Source organism: Kocuria tytonicola (assembly GCF_003687455.1).
In the GTDB taxonomy this organism is placed as follows: Bacteria; Actinomycetota; Actinomycetes; order Actinomycetales; family Micrococcaceae; genus Kocuria; species Kocuria tytonicola.
In genome coordinates this window covers 1-21591 of sequence record NZ_PHOA01000025.1, presented here as the reverse complement: position 1 = coordinate 21591, position 21591 = coordinate 1, and the positions used below count along the sequence as shown (strand labels likewise).

The 21591-nt window shown below is 71.5% G+C and carries 17 protein-coding genes and 1 tRNA gene; 4 read left to right on the top strand and 14 right to left on the bottom strand.

Features of this window, described 5'->3' with window-relative positions; genetic code table 11:
• From CWC38_RS04770 to CWC38_RS04745, 6 genes are all read right to left on the bottom strand, one after another.
• Complete coding sequence (locus CWC38_RS04770; protein WP_121845677.1) at positions 1-5229, bottom strand: Lhr family helicase; 5229 nt, start codon at positions 5227-5229, stop codon at positions 1-3.
• On the bottom strand, positions 5219-5989 hold the full coding sequence (locus tag CWC38_RS04765; protein WP_121845676.1) for a DUF4232 domain-containing protein: 771 nt from the start codon (positions 5987-5989) through the stop codon (positions 5219-5221). The genes CWC38_RS04770 and CWC38_RS04765 overlap by 11 nt, the downstream gene beginning before the upstream one ends.
• Positions 5986-9003, bottom strand: a complete 3018-nt coding sequence (locus CWC38_RS04760) for an FAD-binding and (Fe-S)-binding domain-containing protein (RefSeq protein ID WP_121845675.1) — start codon at positions 9001-9003, stop codon at positions 5986-5988. The genes CWC38_RS04765 and CWC38_RS04760 overlap by 4 nt, the downstream gene beginning before the upstream one ends.
• Positions 9004-9060: 57 nt before the next feature.
• Complete coding sequence (locus CWC38_RS04755) at positions 9061-9387, bottom strand: 2Fe-2S iron-sulfur cluster-binding protein (protein ID WP_121845674.1); 327 nt, start codon at positions 9385-9387, stop codon at positions 9061-9063.
• A gap of 284 nt (positions 9388-9671) precedes the next feature.
• Positions 9672-10493, bottom strand: a complete 822-nt coding sequence (locus CWC38_RS04750; RefSeq protein ID WP_121845673.1) for a thioesterase family protein — start codon at positions 10491-10493, stop codon at positions 9672-9674.
• A gap of 183 nt (positions 10494-10676) precedes the next feature.
• On the bottom strand, positions 10677-11306 hold the full coding sequence (locus tag CWC38_RS04745; protein ID WP_121845672.1) for a LysE family translocator: 630 nt from the start codon (positions 11304-11306) through the stop codon (positions 10677-10679).
• 97 nt (positions 11307-11403) lie between these two features.
• Here CWC38_RS04745 and CWC38_RS04740 point away from each other — a divergent pair, with 97 nt between their 5' ends.
• Positions 11404-11856, top strand: a complete 453-nt coding sequence (locus tag CWC38_RS04740; RefSeq protein WP_121845671.1) for an Lrp/AsnC family transcriptional regulator — start codon at positions 11404-11406, stop codon at positions 11854-11856.
• Positions 11857-11907: 51 nt separating this feature from the next.
• On the opposite strand, the gene CWC38_RS04735 is transcribed toward CWC38_RS04740, so the two are convergent.
• The 7 genes from CWC38_RS04735 to CWC38_RS04705 form a co-directional block, all read right to left on the bottom strand.
• Positions 11908-13047, bottom strand: coding sequence for a fatty acid desaturase family protein (locus tag CWC38_RS04735; protein WP_439108831.1), 1140 nt, complete (start codon positions 13045-13047; stop codon positions 11908-11910).
• A 49-nt stretch (positions 13048-13096) separates the two neighbouring features.
• Positions 13097-14149 (bottom strand): flavin reductase family protein, encoded by a 1053-nt coding sequence (locus CWC38_RS04730; protein WP_121845669.1) that lies wholly within the window; start codon positions 14147-14149, stop codon positions 13097-13099.
• Positions 14150-14349: 200 nt separating this feature from the next.
• Positions 14350-14439: transfer RNA gene (locus tag CWC38_RS04725), tRNA-Ser, on the bottom strand.
• A 190-nt stretch (positions 14440-14629) separates the two neighbouring features.
• A complete protein-coding gene (gene tadA / locus CWC38_RS04720; protein WP_121845668.1) occupies positions 14630-15115 on the bottom strand; it encodes a tRNA adenosine(34) deaminase TadA in 486 nt (161 codons plus the stop codon).
• 6 nt (positions 15116-15121) lie between these two features.
• Positions 15122-15826 (bottom strand): hypothetical protein, encoded by a 705-nt coding sequence (locus CWC38_RS04715; protein ID WP_121845667.1) that lies wholly within the window; start codon positions 15824-15826, stop codon positions 15122-15124.
• 49 nt (positions 15827-15875) lie between these two features.
• A complete protein-coding gene (locus tag CWC38_RS04710) occupies positions 15876-17159 on the bottom strand; it encodes an ABC transporter permease (protein WP_121845666.1) in 1284 nt (427 codons plus the stop codon).
• Entirely contained in the window at positions 17156-18061 is a 906-nt protein-coding gene (locus tag CWC38_RS04705) for an ABC transporter ATP-binding protein (protein ID WP_121845665.1), read from the bottom strand. Before CWC38_RS04705 ends, CWC38_RS04710 begins: the two co-directional genes overlap by 4 nt.
• A gap of 213 nt (positions 18062-18274) precedes the next feature.
• On the opposite strand from CWC38_RS04705, the gene upp reads away from it, so the two are divergent.
• The 3 genes from upp (at position 18275) to CWC38_RS04690 (ending at position 20641) form a co-directional block, all read left to right on the top strand.
• On the top strand, positions 18275-18910 hold the full coding sequence (gene upp / locus CWC38_RS04700; protein ID WP_121845664.1) for a uracil phosphoribosyltransferase: 636 nt from the start codon (positions 18275-18277) through the stop codon (positions 18908-18910).
• A gap of 332 nt (positions 18911-19242) precedes the next feature.
• Complete coding sequence (locus CWC38_RS04695; protein ID WP_121845663.1) at positions 19243-20031, top strand: winged helix-turn-helix domain-containing protein; 789 nt, start codon at positions 19243-19245, stop codon at positions 20029-20031.
• Between the two features lie 88 nt (positions 20032-20119).
• Positions 20120-20641, top strand: a complete 522-nt coding sequence (locus CWC38_RS04690) for a SixA phosphatase family protein (RefSeq protein WP_121845662.1) — start codon at positions 20120-20122, stop codon at positions 20639-20641.
• Between the two features lie 25 nt (positions 20642-20666).
• Here the strand turns inward: CWC38_RS04690 and CWC38_RS04685 are convergent.
• Positions 20667-21591 (bottom strand): GmrSD restriction endonuclease domain-containing protein (locus CWC38_RS04685; RefSeq protein WP_165860341.1); only part of this gene is annotated, 925 nt, incomplete at its 5' end.

The following is a 21591-nucleotide window of genomic DNA, read 5'->3' as shown; positions in this document are numbered from 1 at the left end:
TCACTGCCGCGCCGCCCCACCCACCGGCGCCCGCATCCGCACACCCTTCGGTGTCTGGTAGAAGCCGCCCGCAAGCAGGCCGTCCCGCACCGCGGTGACGAGTTCCTCCGAGGAGAGCACCGAGTCCCCATTGACCTTCTCCACCACGAGCGAGTCCACGGCCTTGCGCTGCACCAGACCGGCCACGGCTTCCGCAGCCAGGTGCAGCAGACCCGCGTCCGAGACGAACGCCAGCGCCGTCTTGCCGCCGCGCTCCAGGTACAGGGTCAGCGCGCCGTCCACGAGCACCACCACGGCACCGGCCTTGCGGCCCGGGCGGTGCTTGGTGCTGGACTCCAGCACTACGGCCTCCGGCCACTCCAGTGCCGCGCCGTACGGGTTGGCCGGGTCCGTGGCCGCCAGGGCGAGGACCTGGGGGTCACCCTTGCGGGCGGCGTCGTCGTCCGTGAAGCTGCGCAGCGCGTCAACCGTCGCGGGTTGCGTGAACTGGGCGGCCCCGAGTCCCTCGATGAAGTAGCCGCGGCGTGCCCGCCCCGCGTCCTCCAGGGCGCGCAGCACCTTGTAGACCGTGGAGAACCCGCCGGGGACGTCCTCCACCGCCACGGGACCGCGCGTGAGGATGCCGTAGCGGTCCAGCAGCAGCTCCGCCTGGGCCTGGGCCCGCACGGTGGGGTTCAGCGGCTCGGGGCGCAGCACGGACCAGCGCCCGGCCGTCGCCCGGTCCTCGCCACCCCCGGAGGCGCGCACCACGCGCGTGCCGGACGGGGCGGCGTCGTCGGAGGAACCCGCAGGGTCGAAACCAGCGGGGCCGCGCCCCACCGCGCGCAGCCGGGCCGCCCCGCGCCGGCCCGCCGAGCGGGAGCGCGCCGGGCGCCTGGGGGTCTTGTGCGCCGAGTGCCCGCCGGAGATCAGCGCGCGCACGGGCGCGTAGGTGTCGTTGGTGACGAGCCCGGCCCACAGCAGGTTCCACAGCGCGGTGCGCAGCTGGGCCATGTCCACGGTGACGCCCGCCGCCGCGAGGGGTTGGACCAGCTGCCACGCGAAGTACGCGCCGCCGCCCTGCAGCACGCTGAGCAGCTCGCGTTCGAGTGCGGAGTCCAGCGCGTCCGCGGCGGCGTCCAGCTGCGCGACGGGTGGCAGGGACAGCTCCGCGGCCTCGGCCAGGTGGAACGCCACCCAGCCGTCTTCCCCGCCCAGGGACCCGGCGCCGGAGAAGATCACCTCGCCCGTGGCCATGAGCTCGTCCAGCATGGCGGGGCGGTAGTCCACCACGCGCTGCGCGAGCACGAGCGGCTCCCACGCGGACGCCGGGATCGGCACCCCGGCCAGCTGGTCCACCACGGTGAGCACCCCGTCCAGCCCGCGCAGCTGGTGCCCCTTCGCGGCGTGCTGCCACGCGGGCAGGAACGTGGCGTACGCCTGCGGGTCCACGGGCTCCACGTCCGCGCGCAGCGCCGCGAGCGAACGACGCCGCAGGGTCCGCAGCACCTCGACGTCGCACCACTCCGAGTCCGACGCCGCCGGGTCACCGGACGGCCGGAACGCCCCCTCGCTCACGCGCCGCTGCTTGGCCAGCCCGCGCAGCGCGGACTCCACCACGGCCGGGCCCAGGCTCAGGGCCTGCGCGGCCTCGGCCACGCTGAACGGCCCGTGGGTGCGCGCGTACCGTGACACGAGGTCCCCCACGGGGTCCGCCACGGGTTCCAGGAACGCGAGCGGCACCCCCATGGGCAGCGGCTGGCCGAGCGCGTCCCGCATCCGGGCGGCGTCCTCCACCGCGCAGTACACCTCGCGCCCGCCCGCCCGCAGCACGATCGCCCGGTTGCTGTCCACGAGGGCGTCCAGCAGCTCGCGCGCGGCCTCCGGGGAGATGGCGCGGTACGCGGGGTCCTCGGCCCGTTCCGCGTCCTCGTCTGCACCGGGACCGTCCGACGCCGCCGCACCCGGCCCCGCGGCGTCGGGCGCAGCTGGCGAGGTCGCGGGGGACGCGGCCCCCGCCGGAACGGGCCCCTCGCCGCGCAGGCGCAGCGCGGCGTCGTCGGCGGTCATGGGCCCGAGCAGGCGCAGCAGGTCCGCGGCGCCCTCCACCCCGCGCAGCCGGCGGTCCGGGGCGAGGCGCTGCAGCTGCAGGACGGTGGTCTCGATGACCTCGGGGTCCAGCAGCTCGCGCAGCTCGGCGCGGCCCAGCAGCTCGTTGAGCAGCGCGGGGTCCAGGGACAAGGCTGCGGCCTTGCGCTCGGCCAGGGGGGAGTCCCCCTCGTAGAGGAACTGGGCCACGTACCCGAACAGCAGGGTGCGCGCGAACGGCGAGGGGGAGTCCGTGGTGGTCTCCACCACCCGCAGCTTCCGCCCGGCCAGGTCCCGCTGCAGCTGGAGCAGGGCGGGGACGTCGTACACGTCCTGGAGGCACTCGCGCACCGTCTCCAGGATGACCGGGAACTGCGGGTACTTCCGGGCCACGTCCAGCAGCTGCGCCGAGCGCTGGCGCTGCTGCCACAGCGGCGTGCGCTTGCCGGGGTCCGCGCGCGGCAGCAGCAGGGCGCGGGCCGCGTTCTCCCGGAACCGGGACGCGAACAGCGCGGAACTGCCCACCTCCTCGGTCACGGTGCGCTCGAGCTCCTCGGGGTCGAACAGGAACAGCTCCGCACCGGGGGGCTCCTCGTCCGTGGCGGGCACGCGCAGCACGATGCCGTCGTCCGCGGCCTGGGCGGACGCGTCCAGACCCCAGCGCTCGTCCAGCCGGGCCCGCACGGCCAGCGCCCACGGCCCGTGCACGGGTGTGCCGAACGGGCTGTGCAGCACCACGCGCCAGTCCCCGAGCTCGTCCCGGAACCGCTCCACCATGAGCGTGCGGTCGTCCGGCACGTGCTCCGTGGCCTCGCGCTGCTCCGCGAGGTACGCCAGCAGGTTGTCCTGCGCCCACTCGTCCAGCCCGGACACCGCCAGGCGCTCGCGGGCCTCGCCGTCCGAGGCCCCGGCCAGCTCGCGGGTGAAGCGGCCGACGGCGCGCCCCAGCTCCACGGGCCGCCCCAGCCCGTCCCCGTGCCAGAACGGCAGCTTGCCCGGAACCCCGGGGGCGGGTGCCACGACCACCCGGTTGTGCGTGATCTCCTCGATCCGCCAGCTGGAGGCACCCAGGGCGATGATGTCCCCCACGCGGGACTCGTAGACCATCTCCTCGTCCAGCTCGCCCACGCGCTTGGGGGACTTCGAGTCCTGCTCGCCCACCAGGAACACCGGGAACAGCCCGCGATCCGGGATGGTCCCGCCGCTCGTGGTGGCCAGGCGCAGCGCACCGGGGCGGGCCTGCAGCGTTCCCGTCTCCCGGTCCCACACCAGGCGCGGGCGCAGCTGGGCGAACTCGTCCGAGGGGTAGCGCCCGGCGAGCAGGTCCAGCACGGCGTCGTACGCGGAGCGCGGCAGGGAGCGGAACGGCGCGCTGCGGCGCACCGTGTCGTACCAGGCCTCCACGTCCACGTCCTCGGCGGCCACCGCGGAGACCGTCTGCTGGGCCAGGATGTCCAGGGGGTTGGCGGGCACCGAGAGCGGTTCCAGGTTCCCCTGGAGCATCTGCTCCGCGATCACGGCGGCGTCCCGCACGTCCCCGCGGTGCTTGGGGTAGATCCGCCCGATCGACACCTCGCCCACCTGGTGCCCGGCGCGCCCCACGCGCTGCAGGCCCGAGGCCGCCGAGGGCGGGGACTCGATCTGGACCACCAGGTCCACGTGGCCCATGTCGATCCCCAGCTCCAGGGACGAGGTGGCCACCACGCAGCGCAGCCGCCCGGTCTTGAGGTCCTCCTCGATCAGGCTGCGCTGGTCCTTGGACACCGAGCCGTGGTGGGCGCGGGCGAGCACGGGGGACGCCCCCTCGTGGCGGTTGCTCTGGCGGGGGATCGCGGCAGGCTCCCGCTCACCGCCGGAGGGGACGACGCCGCCCGGGTCGTCGGGCGCGCCAGTCCCGTCCCCGGGGGTGCCGGACTGTGGAACGTCGTCGGGCGCACGCCCGTGGCGGCGCGAGCCGTCGGCGGAGGCCGCCCCGGACGTGGCGGTGGTGCCGTTGCCCTCGAACGCGGGACCCTCGGGCGCCGGGCCCTCAAACGATGGGCCCTCGGACTCGGTGTCCTCCGCGCCGGAAGCGCGACGTGCGCTCTCCGCGAAGAGATGGTTCAGCGCGTCCCCCACGGCCACGGGATCCCCGGAGCCCTCGCGCCCGCCGCCCGTGGACTGCTCTGCGGCGTTCTCCAGCCGGAACTCGTGGATCTCGTTGAGTCGTGCCGTGAGCTTCTCCGCGAGCCCGCGGGAGTTGGCGAACACGATGGTGGAGCGGTGGGCCTCCACGAGGTCCACGATCCGCTCCTCCACGTGCGGCCAGATGGAGGCGGTCGCCTGACCGGAGCCGCCCAGGTCCCCGTCCAGGTTCGGGGAGCCGTCCGAGGACGGGGAGGCCGCCGCACCGCCCAGCACGGTCATGTCCGGGATGGGCACGGAGACCGTGAGGTCCCAGTCCTTCTCGGACGGGGGCCGCACCACGTCCACGGGCTGGGAACCGCCCAGGAAACCGGCCACGGTGTCCACGGGCTCCACCGTGGCGGAGAGCCCGATGCGCTGGGCCGGGCGCTCCAGCAGGTCGTCCAGCCGCTCCAGGCTCACCGCCAGGTGCGCACCGCGCTTGGTGCCGGCCACCGCGTGCACCTCGTCGATGATCACGGTGCTCACGTGGCGCAGGGTCTCCCGCGCCTTGGACGTGAGCATGAGGTACAGGGACTCGGGCGTGGTGATGAGGATGTCCGGCGGGTGGGCCAGCAGGGAGCGGCGGATCGCCTGCGGGGTGTCTCCCGAGCGGACGCCCACGGAGATCTCCGGGGGCTCACCCCCGGCGGCCTTCGCGGCCTGCGTGATGCCGATCAGCGGTGCCCGCAGGTTGCGCTCCACGTCCACGCCCAGGGCCTTGAGCGGGGAGATGTAGAGCACCGAGGTGCGGTCCTCGGGGACGGCCGTGGCGTCGTCGTCCCCGGCGGGGGCCTTGGCCGTGAGGAGCCGGTCCACGGACCACAGGAACGCGGCGAGCGTCTTGCCGGAACCGGTGGGGGCCACCACGAGAGCGTGGTGGCCCGCCGAGATGGCCTCCCACGCGCCGCGCTGGGCCGCCGTGGGCCCGCTGAACGCGGCGTCGAACCACTGCGCGGTCGCGGGGGAGAAGAGTTTCAGGACCGGGTCAGGACCCAAAACCCTTGACCTGCAGCTGGGAGACCTTGGGGTTGCCGCAGGCCTGCCCGGGGTAGGAGACCACGAGCGACTCGTGGCTGCCCGGCGGGTAGACGCGCAGACCGGTGATGACGTGCGGGTTGCAGATCTGGCCGATCACGCCGGGCTGGGTGATGCTCAGCCCCGCGCTCGCGGTGGCCCCGGGCTGCAGCGTCACGGCCCCGGCCCCGGCGCCCTCGCGCGAGGCGGGGGCGCCCACGGTGGCCCCGGAGGCGTCCACGAACGAGACCCCCGCGTAGCCGTTGAGCGTGCACGGCGCGGAGCCCTTGTTCGTGAGCGTGAGGGCGACGATGGTGTGCCCCGCCGCGCCCTGCTCGGGGGCCGCGGTGCCGCTGAGCTGCGAGGCGTTGCACCCCCCGCCGGCGGCCTGGGCGTCCGCCTTCTCCTTGTCGAAAGGACTCGCGGTGGGCATGGTCAGCTCCGGGGAGGTGGCCTTGCGGGTCTCCTCCGGGGCGGCCTGTGTCTTCTCCGGCTCGGCCCGGGACGCCTCGGAGGCCTGGGCGGTCTCCGAGGACGCGGACGGCGTGGGGGACGCGGACGCGCTCTGCGAGGAGCTGGCGGAAGCAGACGCCGTGGTGCTCGGGCTGGCGGTGTCCGCGGGCTTCGGGTCCTCCGACGAGCCGCACGCGGAGAGCGCCAGCAGAGCGGTCAGCGCGGTGGCGGCGAGCAGCGGGCGGGAGTGCTTGCGGGTGCCCCTGGGGGTGGGCGAGGTGGTCGTCATGCTGACAGTGTCCTACGTTCCGTCCGCAATGCGGCGAACATCACCTCGGCGAGGTGCACCGCGTCGGCACCCGTGCCCTGGGCGATCTGCGTGCGGCAGGAAAAACCGTCCGCGAGCACGATGGCGCCGGGTTCGGCCGCGCGGATCGCGGGGAACAGGGTGCGCTCCCCGAGCGTCTGCGAGATCTCGTAGTGACCGGGCTCGAAACCCCAGTTCCCGGCCAGCCCGCAGCACCCACCGCCCACCACAGAGGTGTCCACGCCCAGCTCGGCGAGCACCCGCAGCTCGGGCGAGTAGTCACCCTGCGCCTTCTCGTGGCAGTGCACCTGGCACACTGCGCTGCTCGGGCCCGAGCGGGTCTCCAGCGGCTCGACCGGCCAGTCACCGCCGGCCTCCAGGTGCTCCGCGGCGAACTCGCCCAGCGTGCGGGTGAGGGTGCGCACCGCGTGGGCCCGCGGATCCTCGGGCAGCAGCTCCGTGATCTCGTGCTGCAGCATCACCGTGCAGGACGGCTCCAGCCCGATCACCGGGTACCCCGCCTCGATCAGCGGCGCCATCACGTCCAGCGTCTGCCGCAGCACCTTCCGGGTCATGTCCAGCTGACCCGTGGAGTGCCACGTGAGCCCGCAGCACACGGGACCCATGGGCATCAGCACCCGGTAGCCCATGGCCTCCAGCACCGCCACGGCCGCCTTGCCCGGCCCGTCTGCGGAGTAGGTGGTGAAGGTGTCCGGCCACAGCACCACGGACGGGCGTCCGGCGGGGTCCTCGCCCACCGCTCCGCGCGTCCTGGCACCCCCGGACGACGACGCCGTCCGGCCACCCCCGCACGACGACGCCGCACGGCCACCTCCGCGCGGACCGGCACCGGCGGCGTCGTCCCCGGTGCCCGGAGACGCGGTGCCCCGCACCTCGCCCGAGGCGGCGTGCCGGGAACGGGCGCGGAACCACGCGGTGAACGGGGTGTCGTTGAAGCGGATCATGTCGCGGCGGGGCTCGATGCCGCCGAGCCGCTTGGTCAGTGCCTCCACCGCCGGGATGCGCTCCAGGGCGTTGACCGCGCGCAGGGAACCGGGCACCCGCGCGGCGATCCGCATGAGCCACGGCATCCACCCCATGGTGAAGTGCGCCATGGGGCGGCGGTCCCGGCCCACGAACGAGCGCAGCCCCTGCCGGAAGTGGTGGTGCAGGAACTCGGCCTTGTAAGTGGCCATGTCCACGTTCACGGGGCACTCGGTGGCGCACGCCTTGCAGGACAGGCACAGGTCCAGGGCCTCGTAGGTCTCCCTGGACTTCCAGCCGTCCGTGAGGTGCTCGCCGCGCAGCATCTCCGCCAGGGAGCGCATGCGCCCGCGCGTGGAGTGCACCTCGTCCCCGGTGGCGTGGAAGGAGGGGCACATGGCCCCGGAGTCGGAGCGGCACGCGCCCACGCCCACGCAGCGGTTCACGGCCTGGCCGAACGAGCCGTTGTCGTGCGAGAAGGCGTGCACCGGGGTGAGCTCGAACGTGCGCGCGCCCGGGCCGGGGCGGATGCCCTGGTCCAGGGGCTCCGGGTCCACCACGACCCCCGGGTTGAACACGTTCTCGGGGTCGAAGATCCGCTTGAACCGGGCGAAGGCCGCCAGCGCCTGGGGAGTGTAGATGGTGCCCAGCAGCTCGGAGCGGGCGCGGCCGTCCCCGTGCTCCCCGGAGACCGAACCGCCGTAGCGGTGCACCAGCTCCGCGGCGCGCTCGATGAACTCGCGGTACTGCGCCACCCCGGCCTCGGTGCTGAAGTCGAACGAGATCCGGATGTGCACGCAGCCCTCGCCGAAGTGCCCGAACGGGATGCCGCGCAGGTCCATCTCGTCCAGCAGGGCGTACAGGTCCCGCAGGTACTCACCCAGCCGGGCCGGGGGCACTGCGGAGTCCTCCCACCCGGGCCACGCCTCGCCGCCGTCCGGCAGACGGGTCACGATGCCCGCACCGGCCTCGCGGATGTGCCACAGGGCACGGGCCTGGGCGGGGTCCCCCACGACCACCGAGTCCACCACGGTCTCCTGGAGCAGCGCGGGGAGGGTGCGGGCGGCGTCGTACGCCTGTTCGGGGGTGTCCCCGGCGACCTCGCAGTAGAGCCACCCGCCCCCGCGGGGCAGCTCCGACCCGGCGTGCTCCTGGCCCGGGCGGGTGCGCAGCGCGGCCAGCAGGTCCGAGCCCATGCCCTCGATGGTCGTGACTCCCGGGACGCGGAGCGTCGGAGCAGCGGTGGCCGCCGCAATGGCGTCCTCGAAGCCCAGCACCGCGAGCGCGGTGTGCGCGGGCCTGGCCACGAGCTTCACGGTCAGTTCCGTGATGATCCCGCACGTGCCCTCGGTGCCCGCGAAGGCCTTGGCGGTGTCGAAGCCGTTCTCGCCCAGCAGGTGGTGCAGCCCGTAGCCGGAGACCTGGCGCGGGAACTGGCCCAGCTCGGTGCGCAGCACGGCCAGGTGGTCGTTGCGCAGCCGCTCCAGCTGCGAGGTCAGCGCGGGCTCGGAGGTGGCCCCCGCCTCCAGGGTGACGAGGCGCCCGTCGCCCAGCATGACCGTGACGGAGACGAGGTTCTCGGCACTCGTGCCCCACGCGACCGAGTGGGAGCCGCACGCGTTGTTGGCCACCATCCCGCCCACCGTGCAGCGCGAGTGCGTGGAGGGGTCCGGGCCGTAGGTCAGGCCGAACTCGGCGGCGGCGTCCCGGAGCTGGTCGCAGACCACGCCGGGTTCGATGCGCGCGGTGCGGGCCTGCGGGTCGATCTCCAGGATGCGGTGGAAGTGCCGGGAGGTGTCGATCACCAGGCCCTCGCCGATGGCGTTGCCCGCCACCGAGGTGCCTGCACCGCGGGAGGTCACCGGCCACCCGTTCTCCCGGGCGGTGGCGAGCAGCTCGCGGATCTCCGCCACCGAGCGGGGCTCGGCCACGGCGGCCGGGAGCCTGCGGTAGATCGAGGCGTCGGACACGTAGGCGGCGCGTGTGGTGAGATCGTCCCGGAGCTCGGTCATGCCCCAACTCTCACCTACGCGCCGCGAGGTGTCCAAGTGCGTCTCAGCGGACGGACCTCACCACTCGGGGGCGATCTCGATCTCCGCGCCGTCCAGGGACTCGGACCACTCCACCTGGCACGCGAGCCGGGAGTTGTCGTGGCGGGTGTCGTCCAGCATCTCCAGGAGGTCCTCCTCCTCCTCGTTGGTGCCGCCCGTCTTCACGAACGTCTCCTGGTCCAGGTACGAGTGGCACGTGGAGCACGAGGCGTTGCCGCCGCACGTGGCCAGGATGGGGAACTTGTTGCGCGTGAGGCACTCCATGAGCGTCTCGTAGTCCTTCCACTCCACGCCCTCGGTGCGGGCGCCGTCGCGGTCGGTCACATTGATCTGGATGCTGCTCACTCGCCTGGACCTCCTGGGGCACGCGCCCCGTCCGAATTCATGTGGGAACCAGCCGCCATTCTAGGCGGGGGCGTCAAACCCGGCACCGGGGCACGGCGCCGCCCGGCCGGCTCCCGCGGGCGAGCGCACCTGTGCAGCGGCGTCGTGCGCGGCAGCGCCCGTGGCGCACGCGGGGGTGCGCTGCACCGCGGGTGCGACGCGCTGGCGCGGATCCGCCCCCTCCATGGGGTGGCGGACCCGGGGCGGCACCACACGGGCGCGTCCGCGAGTGCGCTCCGGGTGCGTCAGCCCATGCGCCGGACGGTCAGCGCCTGCGCCACCCGGCCGATCGGACCCTGCTCGTCGTGGAGTGTGGAGTGGGTCAGGCCCACGCCGTCCCCGCCGAACTCCACCTTGGTGTCCAGGCCCACCCACGCGGAAACCGGCGCGCGGAACATGTGGATGCTCAGGTCCACGTTGGGGAAGGCCCACGGTCCGATCTCCGCGCGGGGCGCCAGGCCGTTGGCGGCGTCCACGGCGCTGATGAACTGCGCGGTGGGGGAGGACTCCTCGCCCTGCACCACGGCCTTGCTGATGCGCAGCCAGCCTGCACCGCTGCCCGGACGTGGCATGCGCGCCACCCGGGCGTCGAGGGAACCGATGTAACCGCCGCCCCACTGCTCGTACATGTTGAGGGGCTCGCTCTCCTCCAGTGGCCTCAGCGGCTCGATCTCACCGCCGGCCACCTCGTGCGTGTCCGAGGTCTTCAACCGCCACAGGCTCAACCGGATGCAGTCCCGGCCGTCGCTGCTCATCGTGGCCTCGAGCAGCTCGATGGTCCTGCCGGGGCGCAGCACGCGCGTGTGCACCTCGATCTCGCCGCCGGCGATGAACCCCAGGATGTCGAACGAGAAGCGCACCGGAAGCACGTCCTCCCGCGGGTGGTTGCGCTCGATCTCGTGCACCAGCAGCCCGGACGACGCCGCCATGTGCTGCTCCAGGGGGCTCCACGCGCCCTGCGAGTACACGGTCGTGCGGAAGGTGTGCTCACCCGTGCGGACGTAGTGGGCGTCCGGGACGTCCTCGCCGTTGGCTCCCAGGTGGCCCACGGACTGTTCGTCGCTCATGCTGTGTTCCTCGTCTCGTCGGTGCCCGCCCGGTGTGCGGCACCCGGGGTGTGGGCCGCGCGCGTGGCGGCGGGGCCTGCCGGGCGCGTTCGACCGCGCGGAAATTGTGGTCCGCGCTACATTCTAGGGTGGCGGGGCGGCATTCCTACCGCTGGGTATCGAGACCACGGGCGACGGCGCGTGTCAGCCGAGCAGCTCGGCCGCCTTCTCCCCCAGGATCCCCAGCCCCACCACGAGCATCATGACACCGGCAAGCTTCGCCATCACCGTGCCTGCACCCGGGCGGGACCCCAGAAGCCTTCGGGAGAGCAGGGCCACCGCGAAGTAGACTGCGGCGCAGTTGAGAATGTGCAGTCCCCCCAGCACCAGCATCTGACCGGTGGAGGACCACCCCTGCGGGCTCACGAACTGGGGCAGCAGGGCCATGAGGAGCAGCAGCCCCTTGGGGTTGAGGGTGCTCACGCCGATGCCCTTGACGAACTGCGTGGAACCTCCGCCTTCCAGGGGCGAGTCCCCGGCGGTGATGCTGCCACCCTGTCGGGCCGCCAGGGCTGTGATCCCGAGGTACAGGAGGTAGCCGGCGCCCACCACGGACAGGGTGGTCAGTGCCGCCGGGTGCTCGGTGACCAGGCCGCCCACTCCCACGGCCACCACGGCGACCACGACGACGTAGCCGGAGAGCATCCCCAGGACAGAGGGTGCCGCGGAGCGTGCACGCATTCCCGCACCGATCGCGTAGGCCCAGTCCGGCCCCGGGACCAGCACCAGCAGGAAGGCCAGCACCCAGAACTCCATCATCAGCGTCATGTCCATGTGTTTCCCCTTTCCGGGTGAAACACTATGCGGCCGCCCGCGAAATGTGCTCCCTATTTTCAGGCGGAACGGGGTTCTCGGTGGGAGAATTGTCCGAATGGACAAACTTGACCGGAAGATTCTCTCACTGCTGCAGGATGACGGGCGCACGAGCACCACGGACCTCGCGCAGAGAGTGGGGCTCAGCCTCTCCTCGTGCCACCGGCGACTCAAGGAGCTGGAGCGTTCCGGGGCCATCGAGCGCTACCGTGCGGTGGTCGATCCCGAGGCCGTGGGGTTGGGGTTCGAGGCCCTCGTGTTCGTGCGCATGGAGCACACTGAACCCGCTGTGATCGCCCGGTTCGAGACCATGGTGGAGCAGATCCCCCCGATCATCGAGGCGGAGCGGCTCTTCGGTGAACCGGACTTCATGCTGCGGGTGCTGGTGCCGGACCTCGCGGCGTACCAGAAGTTCTACGACACCGTGCTCAGCGGGCTGCCCGGCGTGCAACGGCTGAACTCCACACTGGTGATGAAGCGGATCGGCCCGGACCGGGAGATCCCGGTGTGAGGGGTCGTGCCCCGGATCGTGACGACCCCCCGGCCCGGACACCGCCTGCGCTCAGGGCAGGGCCAGCCGGACCACCTTCCGCCATGCCTGGAACACCTGGCGGGGCAGGGGCCCCGAGGTGTACTGGATGCCGTACCTGTGGCAGATCTCCTTCACCCGGGGAGCGATCTGAGCGAGCCGGTTGGAGGGCATGTCCGGGAACAGGTGGTGCTCGATCTGGAAGGAGAGGTTCCCGCTCATGAAGTGCATGAGTCGCGAACCATCGATGTTCGCGGAGCCCATGGCCTGCCGGCGGTACCAGTGGCCCCGCGACTCGTTCTCCACGTCCTCCTCCGTGAACGTCTCCGCACCGTCAGGGAAGTGACCGCAGAAGATCACCGCGTGCGCCCAGACGTTGCGGATCACGTTCGCCGCGAGGAAACCCTTGACGGAGGCCTTCCCGGAACCCGTGAGGGACGCCAGCAGGGGCGAGACCACGAAGTCCTTGGCGGACTGCCGTCCGAGCTTTCGCATCACCCGTTTGAAGTCCTCGAACGTGGCCCTCCCGGACTTGGTGCCGGCGAAGAACTGGTCCAGCTCCACGTCGTAGATCGCGATGCCCCACTCGAAGGCGGGGGCGAGGACGAGGTTGATCACAGGGTTGAGCAGGTTCACCGGTTTCCACGGCTGGGCCGGGTCCATGCGCAGCACGTTGTACCCCACGTCCCTGTCCTTGCCGAGCACGTTCGTCCAGGTGTGGTGGGTCTCGTTGTGGGTGCGCTGCCATCCCGCGGAGGGCGCCACGAAGTCCCACTCCCACGTGGTCGAGTGGATCTCCTTGTCGTTCATCCAGTCCCACTGCCCGTGGAGGACGTTGTGCCCGATCTCCATGTTCTCCAGGATCTTGCCCACGCTGAGACACCCCACGCCGGTCCACCAGAGGGGCCGGTGCCGGGAGAACAGCATGCACGCGCGTCCCGTCAGCTCCAGGCTGCGCTGCAGGGCCACCACGCGCCGGATGTACCGGGCGTCGGAGCTGCCCCGTTGCGAGAAGATCTCGTCCCGCACGGCGTCGAGCTCGGCCGCGAGCTCGTCGAGTTCCTGCTCGGTGAGCTGGAGCGGATCGCGAGGTGTCCGGGGTTCGGGTGATGTGGCAGGGGCGGCGGGTGAAGTGGTTGGTGTGAGCGTCAAGGATGTGCTCCTTCGTTGCATGGGGTGGTCCACCGGAGGGATTGCTCCGGGTGGGAAAAGTGGCTCGGCGTCAGGCGTCGAACGTCGCGTAGGGGGCAGGGCGGGTCACACAGGTCTGGACGGGGCCGGGCTCCCGGTGGAGCTCACCGGTGCGGATGTTCGTCACCGCTCCGTCCGTCATGGGGACCAGGCAGCTGTGGCAGATGCCCATCCGGCAGCCGTGGGGCAGCGGGTGCTCCGCGCGCTCCGCTGCCTCCAGGATGGTGTCGCGCTCGCCCACGGACACCGTGATCCCGCTGCGCAGGAGACTGACCTCACCCGGCTGTCCACTGGCGGACGCGCGGGTCACGTCGAACCTCTCCACCACGGGGGCGTGCCCGGACGCCTCCCCCAGGTGTTCCACGGTTGTGACGAAGGAGTCCGGGCCGCACGCGTACGTGGCCCGCGCCTGGTGGTCGGGGCACAGCGCGCCCACCGCTCGCGGATCTGCGACATCGAGTCTTCCGCGCTCCTCGGTGAACCAGAAGACCGGGCGGAGTCCTTCGAACTGGTCAGCGAGCTCCAGGATCTCCTCGTGGAAGATGCACGATTCCTGGGTCCGGGACACGTAGACCAGGACGACGTCGTGATCCGGCCTGCGCGGCATCAGCGTCCGCAGCATGGACATCACCGGTGTGATACCGGAACCAGCCACCATGAACAGCAGCTCCGTGGGCATCTCCGGGAGGATGAACTGCCCCTCCGGGCGCTCCAAGTACAGCACGTCCCCGGGTGCGGCCCGGTGGACGAGGTGTTTGGACACGGTTCCCTGGGCTTTGACGGTGATCGAGGGGTCCCCGTGCTCGGGCGCGCTGAGGGAGTAGGGGCGCCAGATCCGCTTCCCGTCCACCTCCACGCCGATCCGCGCCCACTGGCCCGCGCGGTGCGGGATCCAGCCCTCGCCCGCGGTGAAGCAGACGGTTACCGTGTCGGGTGTCTCCCGGTGGACGCGCGTGATGCGCCCACGGGTGTAGTGGGCGCTGGAGAGTGAACCGAAGAGTTGTGCGAAGGAGCGGGGGTCCTGGGGGTACGTCAGAACCCCGGCGGCGGTGCGGAGGAATCTCGTGATCCCGGGAAGGCCCATGACTCATGGTCTACAGGACAGTAAGCAGGCTGTCAATAGTTGAGCACCCGGGTGGTCAGGGCGGAGGTGCCGCGCGGATCCCATGGTCTCACTGGGCAGCGTGTCCAGGGCGTTTCCAGGGCGTGTCCACACCGCGTCTCCGGGGCATGAGCGAAGGCCCTGCCACCCCGGTTTCCCGGGGTAGCAGGGCCCCCAGTCGCTGGCGGTGACGGTGGGATTTGAACCCACGTTGGCTTTGACACCAAACATCATTTCGAGTGATGCACCTTCGGCCGCTCGGACACGTCACCAGCTCCCAGCACTTTACAGGCCGGGACGCAACCCCTCCAAACCGGCGCGAGGCCGGTCAGCGGCCGGGCGCGGGTCACACGGTGGGTCCCCACGGCGCGGTGGCCTCCGGCGTGGGGTGATGCCGGACCGCGCCAGCGCCGGAAGGAACGGGGTCGAGATGGCGCGGGGCGGCGTCGTGCGGCGGGGCACTCACCGGCGCTCGCGGTGGCCCCGGAAGAACTCGTGCAGCAGGGCGGCGCACTCGTCCTCCCGCACTCCGCCGGTGACCTCCACCCAGTGGTTGAGCCGGGGGTCCCGCACGATGTCGAACACGGAGCCGCACGCCCCGGCCTTGGGGTCCCACGCGCCGAACACCACGGTGGGCACACGCGCGAGCACCACGGCCCCGGCGCACATGGCGCACGGCTCCAGGGTGACGACGAGCGTGCACCCCTCCAGCCGCCACTCACCGCGCCGGGCAGCGGCCTCCCGCAGGGCGAGCACCTCCGCGTGGGCGGTGGGGTCCCCGCACTCCTCTCGCCGGTTGTGGCCCGTGCCGACCACCCGGCCCTCGGGGTCCAGGACGACGGCGCCGATCGGCACGTCCCCGGACGCGGACGTGCGCTCGGCCTCGGAAAGCGCCAGGTCCATCCAGCCCGCGAGCTGGATGGACCTGGCGGTGTGCGGAAGAGCCATGCGTGCTTAGCGCTGGACGCGGTTCTGGTTGAACCAGGCCGTGGTGGGCGCCTTGAACGCGGTGACGATCCAGAGGATGTCCACGACCACCTTCACGAGCGCCAGTGCGATCATGATGATGTTCCACGGCGCAGGGTAGATGAAGGTGCCGATCAGGCCGAACAGGCCACCAAGGATGGCAATGGCGGCAAAAACCGTGCCCAGGATGCGCGCCCAGTTCTTGCCCTTCTTCAGGCCGTTCCAGACCAGCAGGTACAGGGCGATGCCGATGATCAGGGAGACGATCGAACCAATCGGTCCGCCGATGCCACCGACCTTGCCTGCCATCTCGGTGGCGGTGGCCGAGTCCATGCCCATGTCACGGTAGACCCGGACGAAGTCGATGCTGTTGACCGCGATCATGCCCAGGATGCCGCTCAGCACGTAGATGCCCAGCGACACCAGCGTCAGCTTGAGCAGCCGGTCCACCGTGGAGGGGCGCTCCATGAGGCCGGTGTACTGCCCGGGGTTGTACTCGGCGGTGCCGTACTTCCCGCCGGCCTGGCCGTACTGCTGACCGTAGGGCTGCCCGTTGGGGCCGCCCTGCGGCGCGCCGTTGACCGCGCCCTGGCCGTACGGCTGGGGCTGGCCGGGCTGCGTGGAACCGGACTGGCCGTACTGGCCGGGAACGCCGGACTGCGGGTTCTGGGGTTCGTTCGGGGTGGTGCTCATGGGTGGTGTCCTTCCGTGTGGTGCGAGTGGGTGGTGCAGGTTGGGGGGTTTACTCGTATCGCAGGGCGGTGATGGGGTCCTGGCGTGCGGCGCGCATCGCGGGGATGGTGCCGGCCAGGAAGGCGATGAACATGACCGAGAGGATGATCGCGGCAATGTTCACGGGATTGAACAGGAACAGGCTCAGCCCGGGCAGGGAGGACAGCAGCCCGTTGGAGAGCACGCCGCTGAGGATGCTCCCGGCGGCCACGGCCACGGCCGCCCCAATGGCGGAGCCCAGGAAGCCGATGAAGATCGCCTCGAGCGAGAACAGGCCGAAGACCTTGCCCCCGCTCATGCCCAGCGCCTTCATGAGCCCGATCTCCCGGGTGCGCTCCTGCACGGACATCAGCAGCGTGTTCACGATGCCGAAGCCGGCCGCGAGCAGCGCGATGATCGCGAAGGAGTTGAGGATCCACACGATGCCGTTGATGACCGCGCGGAACATGCCCAGCTGGTCCTCCACGGTCCGGCCCTGCATGTGCTCGTCGGAGAGTTCGGACTTGATGGCGCCCACCTTGGACATGTCGTCCACGGTGGCCGTGGCGGTGAAGTACGAGTTCGGGACCTTCTTGGGGCTGCCCGAGACCTGGTAGTCGTAGAGCTTCTTGTTCAGACCGGCCGAGGGGATGGGGTTGTCGGAGGGGCCCGCGAGGGACGCCTGGGACACGCCCGAGACCTTTGCGGTGAACGTCCTCTCTTGGTCCATCGCGTTGCCGATGGCGATCTTCACGGACTTGCCCACGGCGTCCTGGTTCGATCCCAGGCCCAGTGGCTCCACCCAGGAGGCGGGGAGCAGGATTTCGTCCTTCGCGCGCTCGGGGGCCTTGCCGGACTCCAGCTGCAGCCCGTCCGCCTCCGGGGGAGAGCCCAGGCTCAGCTTGAACTTCTTGCCGCTGGCCGATTCCAGGTACTTGGGGGTCACCAGGTACATGGGATCCACGGAGCCCACGCCGTCGATCTTCTCGATCTTGTCGATGTCCGAGTCCGTGAGTCCGCTGACGGAGCCGAAGCCCAGCCGCACGTCGGCCTCGTCGGGGTTGTACTCGGTGGGCCCGTCACCCTCGTTCGAGCCGGGGGTGGACTGCTCCGAGACCTTTTGGACGAACAGCGCGTTGTCGTTGCCGAACGCGGCCACGGTCTTGTCGATGTAGTCGTTCACGCCCGTGCCGATCCCCGAGGTCAGGGTGAGCGTGAAGGCGCCGATGAAGATGGCGATCACGGTCAGGACGGTGCGCGCCTTGGACCGGAAGGTGTTGCCGATCGCCGTGCGCAGCAGATCAATGAATTTCACGCGGTGGCTCCTGGCTGGTCGGTGGTGCTGGGGGCGGCGTGGCGGCCCGCGCGCGGCGGCTCCTGGGCGGCGCGGGCGATCTCGGCGGCGTCGGCCTCGCTGAGCGTCACGATGGCACCCGTGGTGGGCTCGGTGACCTGCAACGGGCCGGTCGTCGAGCTCGCGGGCCGCGTCCCGGGCTGTCCACCGCGCTCGCCGCCGACGCCGCTCGTGGACTTCGGGAGGTTCGGCACCACTTCGCCGTCCACCAGGTAGATCTGGCGGCCGCAGCGCTGGGCGAGGTCCTCGTCGTGCGTGACGACCACCAGGGTGATGCCCTTGTCCCGGTTCAGGCCGAACAGGATGTCCTCCACCACCTTGGAGGTCGCGGAGTCCAGGTTGCCGGTGGGCTCGTCCGCGAAGATGACGGACGGGTTGTTGATCAGGGCGCGCGCGATCACCACGCGCTGCTTCTGCCCGCCCGAGAGGTCCGTGGCCTTGTTGTCCGCCTTGTCCGCCATCTCCAGCTGCTCGAGGGCCTCCAGCCCACGGCGCTTGCGCTCCGCGGCGGGGACGCCCGCGATCTTCAGCGGCAGCGTGACGTTCTCCAGCACGCTCTGGTTGGGGGTCAGGAAGAACTGCTGGAAGACGAAGCCGAACGCCGAGTTGCGCAGCTCGTTGAGCTCCTTGGCGCTGAGGTCACCGGTGGGCCTGCCCTCGAGAGCCACCACACCGTGGGTGGGCCCGTCCAGCAGCGCCAGCAGGTGCATGAGGGTGGACTTGCCGGAGCCGGACTTGCCCACCACGGCCACGGACTCGCCCTTGCCGATCTCCAGGTTGATCCCCTTCAGGGCGTCGAACCTGGTGTCTCCCCTGCCGTAGATCTTGACCAGATTCTCCGTTTCGAGAACCGGAGCAGCCATAAGAAGTGTCCCTTCGGGGGTCGGCGTGCATCGAAATTCATGGATTTTCGAGAGGTTTCCCCTCCGAGACTAGAGCACGGGCTCTCTGTACAGGGGGAGGATGACCGGGCCGTGACGACATCGTGACCCGCCACGGCGGGCGACCGCGCGCGGCCGGATCCGTGCGGCGTCGTGGCGGCGGTGGCGGGCGCGTGCGACTGCTAGATTCTGGGTATGCGAGTCACCGTCTTGGATCACCCCCTGGTAGCCCACAAGCTGAGCGTGCTGCGCGACAAGGACACCTCCTCACCCGTGTTCCGGCTGCTGGTGGAGGAGCTGGTCACACTGCTGGCCTACGAGGCCACGCGGGACGTCCGTGTGGAGCCGGTGACCATCCAGACCCCGGTGGCGCAGGCGCAGGGCATCGCCCTGACCCGTCCGCGCCCGCTCGTGGTGCCCATCCTGCGCGCGGGGCTCGGCATGCTCGAGGGCATGACCCGGCTGATCCCCACCGCGGAGGTCGGTTTCCTGGGCATGGCCCGTGACGACGCCACCCTGGACATCATCACCTACGCCGAGCGGCTGCCGGACGACCTCACGGGCCGCCAGGTGTACGTGCTCGATCCCATGCTGGCCACGGGCGGCACCCTGAGCGAGGCCATAAAGTTCCTGTACCGCCGCGGCGCGGAGCAGATCACGTGCGTGTGCCTGCTCGCCGCTCCCGAGGGCCTGGCGCGGCTCGAGAAAGAGCTCCAGGACAGCGAGGTCAATGTGGTGCTCGCCTCGGTGGACGAGCGCCTCGACGAGAACTCCTACATCGTGCCCGGGCTGGGGGACGCCGGGGACCGGCTCTACGGCGTGGTGGACTGAGGCCCACCCCTGCCCCGGTCACGCCGGTCGGGCGAGCCGTGCACGGACACGGAGCATTGACAAGCGGCTCCCGGTGTGAATGATTCCGCCCGGGGTGGCCCGGGATGCTCACGGGCGGAAATTCGCGGTTTCCCGGTGCCATGTGCGTCGTGGTGGCGTCCACCTCCCGGGGCTCGGACCACATCTGGGCGGATCACCCTCGGGCCGTCTCAGCATGTGAGAAAAAAGCTCATATATTACTTGCCAGTCCTGCCTGGTTTCGCGGACCATGGGGGATAACACCGTTTTCCAGGGAATTCACGGGAACGGGGCTTCACGAGGCAGGGGTTGGCATGGCAGGCGCACCGGGTTACGTCCACATCTCGCAGCGGCACCGGCTGGCCGGAGCCCAGACCCCGGCGCGCGCGCGCGGGACGCACCGCACCACGGCAACTCCCGAGGAGCACCGTCATCTGCGTTCCGTCCCGGCGAACTACGCCCCGGAGCCTCCCGCGCCCGCCGAGCAGCAGCCCACCGAGGCTCGCGGGTTCGTGCTCTACGTGGGCGTGGACGAGCAGGCCGCGGCGGACCGCGGGATCAGCCTGGTGCAGCTGGTGCAGGACATCCGTCAGTTCATCCGCTCCACCGTCCCGGAGTCGGACTCCTACGCCGCCGTCGCCCTGGCCCCGGTGCACGCCGAGGGCACGGACCTCGAGGTGGTCCGCAGCGCCCTGGGTGACCCCACCTTCACGGATCCCGTGATCGAGCCCATTGCCCCGCTCCCCGCGTGCGGTGCGGGCAGCGGCATCGACCACCAGCGTGTGGGCGTGCTAATCGACCTCTCCCGCCGGGAGGTGTTCCTGGACGGGGACCTGCTGAACCTCACCCACCGCGAGTTCGAGCTGCTCAACTACCTGGTGGAGAACGGCACCCGCACGGTGGGGCGCACCGAGCTGCTCGAGAACCTCTGGGGGGATGCCGAGGAAGTGCCCTCCGAGCGCACCATCGACGTCCACGTGCGGCGGTTACGCTCCAAACTGGGCCGACTGGCCAACACCGTTCGCACCGTCCGCGGTCAGGGCTACCGCTTCTACGACCACCCCGAAGTGGTCGTGTGGGCCGCCCCCGAGTACTCCATCTGACGCCCCGGTCCCCACGGGCCGCAGCACGACGGCGCCGGGTCCGGACCCGGCGCCGTCGTCATCCCTGCTCCGTGACAGACTGACGGGCATGCAGCGCCACGACCTCAAGCACCTGGTGATCATGCGTCACGGGGAGGCGGACTTCCCCCGCGGCGTGCCGGACCACGACCGCCCCCTGATGCCGCGCGGCGCTCGCGAGGCCGCGGCGGCGGGCGCGTGGCTGGCCGAGCACGCGGGCCCGGACATGATCCTGGTCTCCCCGGCACTGCGCACGCGGCAGACGGTCACGTGGGTGTGCAGCGAGCTGGGGGAGAAGGCCCCCACGCCGCAGCTGTGGGAGAGCCTCTACCACGGCACGGACGCGCAGCTCGTGGCCGCCGTGAACCACGTGCCGGAAACCGTGCGGACCCTGCTGGTGGTCGCCCACATGCCCGGCGTGGTGGACGCGGTCCTGCGGCTCGCGTCCCGGGACTCGGAGCCGGACGCCATGATGGACGCCGCGGACGGCTTCCCCACCGCGGGCACCGCGGTGCTGGAGGTGCCGGGAGAGTGGGCGCTGCTCGACGGCGCGGACGCCCGCCTCACGCAGTTCTACGCCCCGCACGTGTGAGACGGTCGGGTGTGAGCCGGTCGGCTCAGTGCCTGGCCTCGCAGGCCACGCCGTCGCCGTCCCCGTCCAGTCCCGGGCGGTAGCCCGGGGAGCCTGCGTGCAGGGGTGCCATGCCGGCGGCCCGGGCATCGGCGCAGCGGGCGAAGTACACATCTCCGCCGGCCGGAGCGGGAGGTGCCGCGGGTGCCGCGGGTGCGGCCGGTGCCGCAGGGGCCTGCGGAACGGCCGGGGGCGGCGGGACCGCGGAAGCCGCTGGCGCGGAGGCCTCCGGATCCTTCCCCGGCGCGGGAACGGGCTTCCCCTCCGGGATGCCGTGCTCCGGGCACGCCTGCAGCACGGTGGTCATGGCCTTCTTCTCCGCGTCCGTGACCCACAGCTCGTAGCGCGCCTTCACGGCGACCTGCGTGGCCAGGTACTCGCAGCGCTCCCCCGCGGCGGGCGGCAGCCACGTGGCGGCGTCCCCGTCCGACTTCTGGTTGTTGCTGGGCCCGTCCACCGCGAGCAGGTTCAGGGGGTCGTTCGCGAGCTCGGTGCGCCGGGCGGCGTCGAGCTGCTGGGCACCCTTCTGCCACGCGTCCGAGAGCGCGACCACGTGGTCGATCTGCACCTCGGCGCTCGTGTCCTGCCCGGAGACGAAGTCCACGGTCCCGCCCGTGTAGGCGCTCACGAGCGTTCCCGTGCTGACCTTGCAGCCGTGGGTCCCCGGTTTCACGGTGATCCCGGTGAGGTCCCGGCGCAGGACGTCGTTGCGGGTGTCGCAGCCGTTGTGGTCCGTGTCCGCCCAGCGGGGCCCGAACTCGTCCCGCGAGTAGCCGGTCTTGGGGGCCCGGCCCTTGACGGGCAGGGCGTCCAGCGCGGCCAGCGCGGTGCCCGGAGCGGCCTTCTCCGCGTCCCCGCCGGATGACGACGACGCCGCGCCGCCCGCGGACTCGCCGGCCGTGGACCCGGCG